The following is a 13,024-nucleotide window of genomic DNA, read 5'->3' as shown; positions in this document are numbered from 1 at the left end:
TCCGTATAATGCGCCCCCTGATGATAGCCCGCTCCGGGTGAATTGAGTTGATGTGATGAAAAAGCTGTTCTCGCTATTAGTGCTCGCTGCCGCCGTACTGTCGTTGTGGTGGTTTATGTTCAGAAGCCCGGCCCACGATCCGCATTATGACGCCGCTGCCTGTGCCGCCGTCGATGTGCTGGGCACGCCGACCAGCGAGCAGGACTTCGCCGATAAAATTCGTACAGTTATTATTAACGAAAACAGCTCTTACTCGGTCAAACAGGTCAGCTACGACGATCGGCTGGGCCGATCGTCGATTGAGAAGTACCAGGCGCTCAGCGTGGAGCAAAAAAAGGCTGCCGCAAAGGATGTAGCCAGCTGCATTGATGTGATGAACGCCGCCGGACACTGACGCTCCTCAGGCAAAGCGGAAGACCGCAATCGCCTGCTGAACAGCCTCAGCCTGACGCTGTTGCAGTTGAGCCACTTCCAGCGTTTCTGCCACATGCTTCAGGTTGTGCTGCACGCTGCTGTCAATGCTCTCCACGCTGTCTTTCATCTGCGTGATACTGGTGAGCTGCTGGTCGTTCATATCGGCCAGCTCCTTCACCAGGTCATTCAATCCGTTGATGGTTTGAATAATTTCCTGCATGGTTTTTCCCGCCTCGGCGACCTGCTCAGTACCGCTGTGGGTGCGTTCTACAGAGGTCGAGATCAGTTGGCGAATATCTTTCGCCGCATTTTCGCAACGCCCGGCAAGAATGCGTACTTCCGCCGCCACCACGGCAAAACCCTGACCGTGCTGACCCGCGTTAGCCGCCTCAACGGACGCATTCAGTGACAGGATATTGGTCTGGAAGGCGATGCCGTCGATCAGTTCCAGAATGACATTAATGCGTTGCGACTCCTGCTCGATCTGCGTCATCGAGTTCACCGCTGAGGCGATATTCTCTCCGCCGCGTTTTGCCACCCTGTTCGCGCCCTGCGCAAGCTGCTGTGCGGCATGCGCTTTTTCACTGGTCAACGTGGCGGCTTCACTCATCTGCTCCATCGCCGTTGCAGCAACGGCCAGTGCATTCGCCTGCTCATCGGTGCGCTGCGAAAGCGCAGCATTACGTTGCAGAATACTGTCTGACTCCTCCAGCAATGTGCTGACCCCTTCGCTCACCTGATTGAGCGTGCCCCGCATGGTACCCAGCGTACTGCTGAACGTGCGGGCAAACGGCGTTTTGCTTTCATTGCTTCCCTGCCCCAGCGTCAGGCACCCGGGTTCGCGGTTAATCCACGCCGCCAGCTCAGCCACTTCGCACGCCGCGCGGGCATCCGCCGCCATACGGTGGGCGATAAAGATCAGGATAGCGGTTTGTGCCACAACGAAAATGGCGTGGAACACCACCATATGGAAACCGGGATGCGTAAAACAGACGATGCCGTAGAGGTCGTTTTCCTGAAAATAGTTGAACAGAGCATGGTGCACGGCAGCGGTGGCAGCGCCCATCAGCAGCGGACGAAAGTCGCGGTAAGCGAGTAATGCGGAAAGCAGGACAAAGATGGAGAAGTGGTATTCAACCTCTCCCTGACCGAGTTGAATCAACAGCGCGGAAAACGCGATCAACGTAAAAGCAAACCACAGCCGGGTGATCAGGCGGCCAGGCCAGACATAACGTACCAGCGTGGCGACAATCGCCAGCGCCCCGCCAACGCCGAGCGCCAGCATGAAGGAGTCCATCATCCAGCCAATGAGACAGGCAATGGCCCACATGCCCCACGACAGGAAAAGCATCAAAAAATCAGCCTGTTGCCAGATTTTTACCAATGAAACCATCTAACTGCTCCCGCCAATAGCCGGCGGTAACGATGTATCGACCATAATTGTTTCCCGGGCAAGTAAAGTGGGCATCCTGAAAGATCATTAACGGCAGAATTGGCGAGGATCTTTACAACTATATAGCGTTATCTTGCGGGTGGGGTTACGGGGGCGTTATCAATCTGTGAGGAAACAAGTAAAAAAGGCCGCTTTAGCAGCAGCCTTTTACTGAAACGACATCATTTTAAAAAGATTTACTAAAGTGACATCCGGCGTCATCTTCAGACTTTTTTATTTATTCACTTTCTCATCCGCCGCAGACAGGGTCGCTGAAAAAGGACTGCATGTAGAAATTTCCCTGGTGAGGCCGAAATTTTGCCTTGCCAAACTGGAAGGACAGCAGGATATTAGTATCGTCTGATTCACATCACCGCCCATGACTCATACTTTAGGCATTTTTATCATTCCGGGATAGGGGGAAAAACACTCTTGAAATACCTGGGAATAAATGATAATTACGCGTGGTTAATATACAAGTTATCTTATTAATTGTTATTCGAATAATGAGAGCATGAGGCTAATGAAAATCACTGTAACTGATACGCCCGAAAATGCTGATGAAGCGTTTGTTATCAACAGCCTGTGGCAGCACAATGCAAAAATAACCCCCGTTGATATCCACCCCCTTTTTCTTACGTTACGCGACGAAAACCAGCAAATCTTTGCAGGCCTGGTCGCAAGAACCTGGTGGGGGGGGTTGGAAGTGCAGTATTTGTGGGTCAGCGATGCCTGCCGGGGTAAAGGTATGGGGCGTGACCTGATGCTGGCAGCAGAACAAGAAGCAAAACAACGCGGCTGTCATATGGCCTATGTTGATACGTTCAATTTCCAGGCCGTCGGATTTTACGAGAAGTTAGGCTACTCCGCTTATGGCGAACTCGGCGATTATGCACATTTGCATACGCGCCACTATCTGGCTAAGAAGATCTGAAATACACCTCAGGGGGAAAAATGGAATCACCGGAAGATAAACCACGATCAAGCCTCAATGCTCTGATTGCCATGATGGAACACTTATCCGAACCCTGGGGTATCAAGGCCCCCGATTCAGAACACCTGTATATGAATAAAGCGGCGTACTTATATACCAATACGCCGAAAAACTTTGCGATTGAAGGCCGATTCGACAGTGATTTTCCTGCCGCATGGGCCGAATGTGAAGACGAGCTTATTGAGCACGATCGTCGCACTCAGGCGTGTAACGGACGGGTTGCCGTGATCGAAACTCACTACTGGTATGGGCAGAAAACCTTAACGCCCTATGTCTGTGAAAAAATCCCACTGTATGGAGAAAATGGGGATTTTATCGGTATTGCATGGAACGCTAAACTGCTCAACACCATGTCACCGCTGAAATATATCACTCAGCAAAAACCCGGGGTGCTGACAACCGAAGTCGATAACGATGTGTTTACCCGTTCCGAACTGGATACGCTTTTTTTGATGCTGCAACGCTTATCTACGAAAGAAATAGCGCGGATTTATAATCTCAGCCATCGCACCGTAGAGAACCGGATTTATAACATCTATCAAAAAGCGGGGGTGCATACCCTGAGCCAGTTCGAAGAGTATTGCCGCCACGCAGGGTTGGACAATTTTATACCGGACCGTCTGATTGAAAAGGGCATCCAGTTTATTTAATTTTTGCTAAGGAAACTCCGTGATTCGTATTGAAGACTACCCGTTAAGTCGCGTACCTGAAAATAAGCGCGTCTCATTTTTAAGCGTTGCCGTGGTCCATATGGGTATGCTTACCGCACTCGACCAATTTATGCTGGGGGCGGTACTGGGGGATTCGATGAGTCTGGCCTCCGCTTTCCTGGCCATTCTGGCCGGCAGCGTGATCTTTGGCATCGTGACCTTCGGGCTGGGCTATGCCGGGATGAAAGAAGGCATATCCGGGAGCTTACTGGCGCGCTGGTGCGGTTTTGGTCGCATCGGTTCGGTGTTGATTGGTCTGGTCGTCGCCGTCAGCCTTCTCGGCTGGTTTGGCATTCAAAATGCCATCTTCGCCAAGTCGTTGAATTTTGCCCTCGGTGGCGCCCTGGGGTTCCCGCTGGCCGCCAGTCTTTCCGGCCTGCTGCTGACCGTGCTGGTAACCTTCGGGTTTAAAGCGCTGCGCGTAACCGCCCGTATCGCCGTGCCGCTGTTTATTTGTCTGGTGGCGTTTATCTCCTTCCAGACGTTGTCCGGCCACACTCTTCAGCAAATTATTGACCTGCCGCCCACCGGTAGCCCGCTGACCATCAGCGCGGCCATCACCATGGTGGTTGGCGGGGCGATTGTTGCCAGCCTGATGACGCCGGATCTGACCCGTTATTCACGCTCATCCAGGCATGTGGCCGGCGTGACTCTGCTGACGATTATTGCCGGAGAGTTTATCGTGAACGGGTTGGCCATTATGATTGCCCGCACGCTGCAAACGGCCGATGTCGTGACGATTATGTCGCAGGTAGCCGGCGGCGTCGGGTTACTGGTGGTGATTCTTTCCACACTGCGCGTGAACGATTTAAACCTCTACTCCTCTTCTCTCGGGGTGATTAACGCCGTCGAAGGTATCTCCGGTAAAAAGTTACAATACCGGAATACCACGCTGGTGATTGGCGTGCTGGGCACCCTGCTCTCGGTGCTGGGTATCCTTGACCGCTTCGTTGACTTCCTCACCGTGCTGGGCGTGGTGTTCCCTCCGATCCTCGGCATTATGCTGGTTGACTATCTGCTGCTGCGCACACACCGTGCCGCGCTGGATAAAAGCCGTGCAGAAGGAAAACTGCCTGGGGACAGCGAAACACCAACCATTGGCTGGATAGCGATTATCGCGACGCTTGTCGGCAGTGTGATTGGCCTGATGACCGAGTGGGGTGTGCCAACGATTAACTCGCTGCTGGTGTCGTGCGTGATTTATTACGTGTTATCGCTGGCGTTGCGTGACCGGGCGGTGGTTCCGTCGCGTTAAGAAACCCTTAAAAAATCGGGCAGAGCACGCTTCGCCTCTGCCCGGTTGGACACACCATTCAAGCGCTATGATAACCTGTCCGTTGTCAGACGATGCTGCTTAATCGCTGTATTTAACAGCACATAGCCACAGCCCGCAATCAAGCCCGCCAGAGCAGATAACAGGACAATCAGCGAGCGTTTTGGTGCATCACGTTGAAGCGGCACCATGGGAGCGCGCATATATTTAAATGGCTGGAAAATCAGCTTGTCGATGTTCAGCTCATTGATTTTTTCAATATACAGATGACGATTCTGCAAATCAGCATTCAGCACGGTCGGGGTCTTAAGAGACTCGACGATTTTCAGCTTACGATCGAGGCCATCTGCCCCCAGCGTCACCGGAAAATCCGGGTCATCCTGATTGGATGAACCATGGCTCCATGACGGTTTCTGCAACCCGGCAGCCTTGGCGATTTCAAGGGCATATTGCAGGCGTTCGAGATTGATACGATAGGCCGTTTCCGCGCGCGCGCTGTCGAAATTATATTTCCCAATGGCCTGGCTTTTACGCATTTCAACCTGATAGCGAAGACGATGATATACATCATCTTCAACCACGGTTGTCACATAGTTAATATAGCCCTGCAGCAGGTCACGCGCGACAACCGGATTTTCAGCACTAAAGGTCACATCGTAGTAAAGATATTCTTTCTGATTCGCGGCTTTATCCTGCAAAGAGCTGCGCGATGAAATATTCCCCTGCAGAATAGCATTGATTAAGCGATGACGCATTTCCGGCGTATTCGCTTTATTTTTAGAGAGTTGTTTAAAATAATCGGTACTGACCAGATATTTTTCACGCAGATTATAGGCGTCAAAATTACGCATAAATTCGGATAACAAAGAACCCGGCGAGATATCCGACTGAATATCCAGCACCTCCAGCGCGGCGAGCATCTTATCCATGCCTTGCAGCTGCGTCGCTTGCGGTATGATCAGCTCCGCTGAACTGGTCCAGCGCTGCGGCAACAGGTAGCTCACCGCCACGCCACCTGACATGGCAATAACGCAAAAGAACATAATGGTGAATTTACTTCTCACCAGAATACTCAGTAGTTCAATTAAATTTATTTCATCATCGGAATGATCCGGTTGAGACAATCCGCCGACGTGCGCAGAACGCACAGGGTCTATTATTCTGGGGGGATTCATGGCATAACTCCTGTAGCGCCAGTAAGGTAGGAATATTCTCAACACAGTCCAGTGCAGTATTTAGCGATAAGATAATACTTATAAAAACGATAATTAAATCATCGTTACTTAACAATGTTTTCTTAACAATATTGGCTTAGATAAAATCGCTCTGAATAATAGCGCAAATGGGCGCCAAAAAAAATCAGTAAAATTACTGATTTTTTTCGGGCCAATCATTCTGCAACAACTGAAACGTCAGGTTCGCCCCAGATAAGGCCCCGCCACCACTGATTCACGCACGATAAGCTGGCCGTTAAATGCCGGTAACGGCTCACCGGGCTGCCCATCGAGCATCAGTACCAACTTTTCCAGCGTATGCCGGATCATCTCTCCAACGGGGACATGAACCGTGGTGAGCGGTGGAACAAAAAACGATGCCATCGGAATATCATCGAAGCTCAGCAGAGACACATCCTGCGGAATGCGTTTTCCCGCGGCAGACAGCGCCCGGGCAGCACCGATGGCCATATCATCGTTACTCGCAACCAGCGCGGTAAACTCAGCGCCGCGCGCCAGCAGCTCCAGACCGGCTTCATAGCCGCTCTGGAGCGACCAGCTGCCCTGTGCCACCCGCTGCGGGTTAAAGGCGATATGGTGCGCCTGAAGCGCTTCACGGTAACCTTTCAAGCGGCTGATACCCGTCGGTGAACCGTCGGAGCCGGAAATAAAGGCAATATCACGGTGCCCCTGAGAAACCAGATAATTAACGGCGTCCAGGGTGTTCTGTTCATGGGCGGCAAAGACGCAGTGCTGAGGATGTTTTTCCAGCTGGCGGTTCACCACAATAATCGGCTTGCGGGTTTGCTCAATAATCTCATCCAGTTCGGCGGTATTGAGGAAACGGGGATAGATGATGATCGCATCGCAGCGCAGATCCAGCAGGAACTCAATGGCCTGGCGCTCCTGACGGGCATCATGCTTACCGTCGGCCAGTAACAGCTGGCGGCCATGCTGCTCGGTTAACGTTGCCGCCTGGAATAACAGCTCACTAAAATAAGGACCGTTATATAAGGTATTGGTGACCACCAGCCCGATATTTTGTGATTTATTGGTCGCCAGATTACGTGCCAGCAAATTAGGCCGATAGCCAGTTTCTTCAATCGCTTTAAATACCCGATCCTGCGTGGTTTTACTGACGTAACTATTTCCTGCCAGCACCCGTGAAACCGTGGCTTTTGAAACACCGGCTTTTTTTGCGACATCCAGCATGGTAATCATCATGGTTTCCTGAAAGCTAAGTTCTGCTTGTTATAATAACCTGTTTTATCGTGCGCCCATACCTCATATGATAACACAATGAAATTATTAACTTTAGTGTCCGTTAGTGACGTTTTCATCTCACCTGTCAGTTGCCTCTTTCTACGGAAAAAAACCGTTTAAACCTGCCTGCAACGTTATTAGCGATATATCCATTACCCGCACAACTTTGCTGTTTCACCTGCTTTGTCTCTGACCGATGCGATCCCGCTCACAGAACAAATTATTGAATATGAAACCGGTTGCAGAAACAGGTCAGTTTCAGCTATCTATTAAAGAAACCTAGACCGGAGAACAACCATGAATAAAATCTTACTCTGTTGTGCCGCAGGTATGTCCACCAGCATGGTGGTGCAGCGTATGGAAAAAGCCGCTAAAGAAAAAAATATTGCCGTGGAGATTAATGCGGTTGGGCTGGACGAGTTTGTTGAGCAGATCGCCGATTACGACTGCTGCCTGCTCGGCCCGCAAATCAAATACAAGCTGGTGGATTTCAAGCCGCTGGCCGATGAACTCAACAAGCCGATCGCCGTGATCAACACCATGGATTACGGCATGATGAACGGCGAAAAAATCCTCGCAGACGCCCTCTTGATGATCCAGAACGGCGGGGCCGCCAAATGAGTCGCTTCAGCGAGTCCCTGTTCGGCGTGATCGAGAATCGCATCAGCCCGATCGCGGCCAGGCTCTCCAGCCAGCGCCACGTGGTGGCGATCAAAGATGGCTTTATCTCGTCGATGCCGTTCCTGATTGTGGGTTCGTTCATGCTGTTGTTCGCTCATCCACCGTTCGGTGCCGACAGCCAGTGGGCTTTTGCTCAGTGGTGGCTGGGCATGGTGGAGCGTCATTCAGCGCAAATCATGATGCCCTACAATATGACGATGGGCATTATGGCGGTCTATATCGCCGCCGCCATCGCCTATAACCTCGCCATCAGCTATAAGATGAACGGTTTTATGGCCGCCTGTCTGTCGCTAATGTCGTTTCTGCTGGTCGCCGCGCCGCAGGGCAATGGCGCACTTCCTGTGGGTTCGCTGGGGGGAGAAGGGATCTTTACGGCGATTATCGTCAGCCTCTACTCCACTGAGCTGATGCACTTCCTGCAAAAACACCATATCGGCTTTAAGCTGCCAGAGCAGGTTCCGCCGAAAATTCGCCAGTCGTTCGATCTGCTTATCCCGATCCTTGCCATCTTCCTGACACTGTTCCCCCTCAGTCTGCTGGTACAGGATCAGTTCGGTATGCTGCTGCCGCAGGCGATTATGGCGATCTTCAAACCCATTATCTCCGCGTCTGACTCACTGCCAGCGGTACTGATTGCCGTGCTGCTGTGCCATCTGTTGTGGTTTGCCGGTATCCACGGTGCGGTGATCGTCGGTGGGATTTTGCAGGCCTTCTGGCTGACCAACCTCGGCATTAACCAGCAGGAATTAAACGCAGGCCAGCCGATCACGCAAATCTTTATTGAGCCATTCTGGCAGTTCTTTATCGTGGTGGGCGGTTCCGGTTCCACCATGGGCCTGGTGTTCCTCTATCTGCGGAGCCGTTCGGCACACCTGCGCTCCATCGGCAAGCTGGGTCTGGTGCCGAGTATGTTCAATATCAATGAGCCGATTATCTTCGGTTCCCCGGTGGTGATGAACCCGCTGCTGTTTATCCCGTTTATTACCGCACCGCTGGTCAATGCCATTATTGCCTGGGTGGCCACGCGTACTGACCTGGTGAACCACGTGGTTTCGCTGGCCCCCTGGACCACACCCGGCCCGATTGGTGCCGCCTGGTCAACGGGCTGGGACTTCCGCGCCGTGATTCTGGTGGGCGTGCTGATTGTGGTATCAACCCTGATTTACTATCCCTTCTTCAAAATGTATGAGCGCGAGCTGTTGAAGCAGGAGAAGCCAACCCCGTCGGATACTGAACTGAAAGCCGTGGAGAACTGATCATGGATATGGAAACCACCGTAATGGAACTCATCATTCACGCCGGCGAAGCACGCTCCTGCTCAATGCAGGCGCTGCGTGCAGCACGGACTTATGACTGGCAGGAAGCGGACGCACAGCTGACGGCCGCGACAGCCGCTGCCAGAGCCGCGCATAAGATCCAGACGGCGCTGATTGGCGCTGATGAAGGGGTCGGCAAGGTGCCGGTGAACCTGATTCTGGTCCATGCGCAGGATCACCTGATGAACGCCATGCTGTGCCGTGAGCTAGCGGAAGAGATCATCATCCTTCATCGTGAAGTGCAGGCGTTGAAACAGGCCAAATAATCTTGGGCGAGGCATGCCTCGCCCCTACACGTATTTCGCAGGGGTCAGGCATGCCTCGCCCTGCACGTATTTCGTAGGGGTCAGGCATGCCTCGCCCTGCACGTATTTCGCAGGAGTCAGGCATGCCTCGCCCTGCACGTATTTCGTAGGGGTCAGGCATGCCTCGCCCTGCACGTATTTCGCAGGGGTCATGCATGCCTCACCCTGCACGTATTTCGCAGGGGTCATGCATGCCTCGCCCTGCACGTATTTCGTAGGGGTCAGGCATGCCTGACCCGTCAAAAACGCAAGGAGAACAGGATGCAATACCGCAAGCTATCGCCCTTCCCTGACGGTTTTTTATGGGGAGCTTCCACCTCGGCCTATCAGGTAGAGGGGGCGTCGAACCAGGACGGTAAAGGACCCTCGGTCATTGATAAAGCCCGTTTCGATCCGCGCCTGACAGACTTCACTGTGACCAGCGATCACTACCACCGCTTTGCCGAAGATGTGGCACTGTTCGCTGAACTGGGCCTGAAAACCTACCGTCTTTCTATTTCCTGGAGCCGCCTGTTCCCGCAGGGAACCGGTGAGATCAATGCCAAAGGCGTTGAGTTCTATCAGAAGCTGATCACCGCACTCACCGACAAAGGGATTGAGCCGCTGGTCACGCTGTACCATTTCGATCTGCCCTGGGCGTTACAGGAGAAAGGTGGCTGGTCCGATTCCGCCACCATCGCGGCGTTTGAGCACTTTGCCCGCACCTGCTTTGAGTTGTACGGCGATCGGGTGAAATACTGGCTGACCATAAACGAGCAGAACATGATGATCCTCAAAGGGGATGTCATTGGTACGCTGCCCGCCGGCACACCGGACCCGCACAAAACCCTGTATCAACAGAACCACCATATGATGCTGGCGCAGGCGCGGGCGATGATCGCCTGCCACGAGATGTTGCCTGCGGCAAAAATCGGCCCGGCACCGAATATCTCCTGCGTCTACCCGGCCAGTTCCAAGCCCGAAGACGTGCTGGCGGCGAATAACTTCACCTCTATTCGCAACTGGCTGTACCTCGACCTCGCCTGTTATGGCCGTTACAACACCATTGCCTGGCGCTTTATGCAGGAGAAAGGCTGGCTGCCAACGATTACCGATGCCGAGATGGCGTTGCTGAAGCAGGCGAAACCTGACTTTATCGCCTTCAACTATTATGCCTCCGCGACCGTTGCCGCCGAGTTGAGCGATGAAGGGGAAGGCAACCAGAAAGTTGACCAGCAGATGGCCGGTATCGATAAAAGCGTTTACGTTGGCACCAATAACCCGCATCTGAAGAAAAATCAGTTTAACTGGTATGTTGACCCGGTTGGCTTCCGCATCACTGCCCGCGAGATCTACGATCGTTACCACCTGCCGCTGATTGTCACTGAGAATGGTCTCGGTGCCTTTGACGAGCTGGCCGCCGGGAATAAAGTGTATGACGACTACCGTATTGCTTATCTCAGTGACCATCTTGAGCAACTCCAGTTAGCGATCAGCGATGGCGTCGACCTCTTCGGTTACTGCCCGTGGTCAGCGATCGATCTGGTCAGTACGCATCAGGGGATCAGCAAGCGTTACGGCTTTATCTACGTTAACCGTGATGAGCACGACCTGAAGGATCTGGCACGCTACCGTAAGAAAAGCTTTAGCTGGTATCAGCGCGTGATCCAGACCAACGGGGCGAATTTAAATAAAGATATCGAGTATTAAATCCCGGCATCAATCGTTGGGGATTTGTAGGGGCGAGGCACGCCTCGCCCGCATCATTAAGACGTTGTTAATCTCACCAGAAAGGATGGATTATGTCAGAGCAGCAATTACCAAAAGATTTTTTATGGGGCGGCGCGGTTGCGGCACACCAGGTTGAAGGCGGTTGGGACCAGGGCGGTAAAGGTCCAAGTATTGTCGATGTCTTATCCGGCGGCGCGCACGGCGTGGACCGCGTGATCACCGATGGCATTGACCCGGCGCATCACTACCCGAATCACCTGGCGGTGGATTTCTACCATCGCTACAAAGAAGATATCGCGCTGTTTGCCGAGATGGGCTTTAAGTGTTTCCGTACCTCGATTGCCTGGACGCGCATTTTCCCGAAAGGCGACGAGCTGGAGCCAAACGAAGCGGGCTTACAGTTCTACGACGACCTGTTTGATGAACTGCTGAAATACAATATTGAACCGGTGATCACCCTCTCCCACTTCGAGATGCCTGAGCATCTGGTGAAAGAGTACGGCGGCTGGCTGAACCGTAAAGTGGTGGATTTCTTTGTGCGTTACAGCGAAGTGGTACTGAAGCGCTATCAGCACAAAGTGAAATACTGGATGACCTTTAATGAGATCAATAACCAGCGTAACTGGCGTTATCCGCTGTTCGGTTACTGTAACTCCGGGGTGATTTTTAACGACCACGAAAAACCCGAGCAGGCGATGTATCAGGTTCTGCATCACCAGTTTGTTGCCAGTGCGCAGGTGGTAAAACTGGGTCACGAGATCAACCCGAACTTGCAGATCGGCTGCATGCTGGCGATTGTGCCGCTCTACCCGTGGTCATGCCACCCGGATGATGTGATGTTCGCGCAGGAATCGATGCGTGAGCGCTATCTGTTCGGTGATGTGCACCTGCGCGGTTACTACCCATCGTACATTCTGAAAGAGTGGGAGCGTAAGGGTTACCAGATTGAGATGCAGCCGGGCGATGAGCAGGCGCTGCGTGATGGCTGTGCTGACTATCTGGGCTTCAGTTACTACATGAGTAATGCGGTGCAGTTCTCTGCGAAAGACAGCGACGACGGTCGTCATATTGAAGGTTTCCCGGGCAGCCGTCCGAACCCGCATGTAAAAGCCTCCGATTGGGGCTGGCAGATTGACCCGGTCGGCCTGCGCTACACGCTGAACGCCTTCTGGGAACGCTATCAGAAGCCGATGTTTATCGTTGAGAACGGCTTTGGTGCCTACGATACCGTTGAAGCCGATGGTCAGATCAACGATGACTACCGTATTGCTTATTTGCAGGCACATATTGAGCAAATGAAAATTGCGGTACTGGAAGATGGCGTTGATCTGATGGGTTACACCCCGTGGGGCTGCCTCGACTGCGTGTCATTCACCACCGGCCAGTACAACAAACGTTATGGCTTTATCCATGTGGATAAAAACGATGACGGTACCGGCACTATGGCGCGTTCGAAGAAGAAAAGCTTCGACTGGTATAAGCAGGTGATCGCCAGCAACGGTGCGGATCTGTAACGTGTTGCGGTGATGTGGTGTAACAGGACCACAAAGGGCAGAACGCCGGGACGCCGTAAATCCATCCCTGGAGGCTCCAGCCGCCGCATCCATGCGGCGGAGGCCCGGCTAACCTGTCCCTTTGTGGTCCCTGTCTGACAACATCGTCGCTGTTGAAAAAAGTCACAGCAACACCGTGCTAAATGGCAATCGGGGCTA

At 52.8% G+C, this 13,024-nt stretch carries 12 protein-coding genes; 9 read left to right on the top strand and 3 right to left on the bottom strand.

Annotation, left to right across the window (positions count from 1 at the left end; all coding sequences use genetic code 11):
• Nucleotides 1-55 precede the first annotated feature (55 nt).
• Nucleotides 56-394 (top strand): hypothetical protein, encoded by a 339-nt coding sequence (locus LJN55_RS03715; protein WP_167863876.1) that lies wholly within the window; start codon nt 56-58, stop codon nt 392-394.
• A 6-nt stretch (nt 395-400) separates the two neighbouring features.
• On the opposite strand, the gene LJN55_RS03710 is transcribed toward LJN55_RS03715, so the two are convergent.
• Nucleotides 401-1,807, bottom strand: coding sequence for a methyl-accepting chemotaxis protein (locus LJN55_RS03710; protein WP_227535707.1), 1,407 nt, complete (start codon nt 1,805-1,807; stop codon nt 401-403).
• Nucleotides 1,808-2,369: 562 nt separating this feature from the next.
• Between LJN55_RS03710 and LJN55_RS03705 the strand changes: the two genes are divergently transcribed.
• The 3 genes from LJN55_RS03705 to LJN55_RS03695 are packed head-to-tail and all read left to right on the top strand — an operon-like array spanning nt 2,370 to nt 4,805.
• Nucleotides 2,370-2,780, top strand: coding sequence for a GNAT family N-acetyltransferase (locus tag LJN55_RS03705; protein WP_227535706.1), 411 nt, complete (start codon nt 2,370-2,372; stop codon nt 2,778-2,780).
• Between the two features lie 20 nt (nt 2,781-2,800).
• Nucleotides 2,801-3,490 (top strand): helix-turn-helix transcriptional regulator, encoded by a 690-nt coding sequence (locus LJN55_RS03700; RefSeq protein WP_133843678.1) that lies wholly within the window; start codon nt 2,801-2,803, stop codon nt 3,488-3,490.
• 19 nt (nt 3,491-3,509) lie between these two features.
• Nucleotides 3,510-4,805 carry a cytosine permease gene (locus tag LJN55_RS03695; RefSeq protein WP_133843679.1) on the top strand — a complete coding sequence of 432 codons (1,296 nt, stop codon included), beginning with the start codon at nt 3,510-3,512 and terminating at the stop codon, nt 4,803-4,805.
• 65 nt (nt 4,806-4,870) lie between these two features.
• On the opposite strand, the gene wzz(fepE) is transcribed toward LJN55_RS03695, so the two are convergent.
• Both wzz(fepE) and LJN55_RS03685 read right to left on the bottom strand, forming a co-directional pair.
• Nucleotides 4,871-5,998 (bottom strand): LPS O-antigen length regulator Wzz(fepE), encoded by a 1,128-nt coding sequence (gene wzz(fepE) / locus LJN55_RS03690; RefSeq protein ID WP_167863878.1) that lies wholly within the window; start codon nt 5,996-5,998, stop codon nt 4,871-4,873.
• A gap of 237 nt (nt 5,999-6,235) precedes the next feature.
• A complete protein-coding gene (locus tag LJN55_RS03685) occupies nt 6,236-7,261 on the bottom strand; it encodes a LacI family DNA-binding transcriptional regulator (protein WP_159337380.1) in 1,026 nt (341 codons plus the stop codon).
• 336 nt (nt 7,262-7,597) lie between these two features.
• Here LJN55_RS03685 and LJN55_RS03680 point away from each other — a divergent pair, with 336 nt between their 5' ends.
• The 5 genes from LJN55_RS03680 to LJN55_RS03660 all read left to right on the top strand — a co-directional run bounded on the left by LJN55_RS03680 (nt 7,598) and on the right by LJN55_RS03660 (nt 12,826).
• On the top strand, nt 7,598-7,921 hold the full coding sequence (locus LJN55_RS03680; RefSeq protein WP_133843682.1) for a PTS sugar transporter subunit IIB: 324 nt from the start codon (nt 7,598-7,600) through the stop codon (nt 7,919-7,921).
• Nucleotides 7,918-9,237, top strand: a complete 1,320-nt coding sequence (locus LJN55_RS03675) for a PTS sugar transporter subunit IIC (RefSeq protein ID WP_227535705.1) — start codon at nt 7,918-7,920, stop codon at nt 9,235-9,237. The genes LJN55_RS03680 and LJN55_RS03675 overlap by 4 nt, the downstream gene beginning before the upstream one ends.
• 2 nt (nt 9,238-9,239) lie before the next feature.
• Nucleotides 9,240-9,563 (top strand): PTS lactose/cellobiose transporter subunit IIA, encoded by a 324-nt coding sequence (locus LJN55_RS03670; RefSeq protein ID WP_133843684.1) that lies wholly within the window; start codon nt 9,240-9,242, stop codon nt 9,561-9,563.
• A gap of 300 nt (nt 9,564-9,863) precedes the next feature.
• Complete coding sequence (locus tag LJN55_RS03665) at nt 9,864-11,291, top strand: glycoside hydrolase family 1 protein (protein WP_227535704.1); 1,428 nt, start codon at nt 9,864-9,866, stop codon at nt 11,289-11,291.
• Between the two features lie 92 nt (nt 11,292-11,383).
• On the top strand, nt 11,384-12,826 hold the full coding sequence (locus LJN55_RS03660; protein WP_133843686.1) for a 6-phospho-beta-glucosidase: 1,443 nt from the start codon (nt 11,384-11,386) through the stop codon (nt 12,824-12,826).
• The last annotated feature ends 198 nt before the right edge of the window (nt 12,827-13,024 follow it).

Origin of the sequence: Erwinia rhapontici (assembly GCF_020683125.1) — a bacterium.
In the GTDB taxonomy this organism is placed as follows: Bacteria; Pseudomonadota; Gammaproteobacteria; order Enterobacterales; family Enterobacteriaceae; genus Erwinia; species Erwinia rhapontici.
Note: the sequence above shows the minus strand (reverse complement) of the source record. Positions and strands in the feature narration are given on the sequence as shown.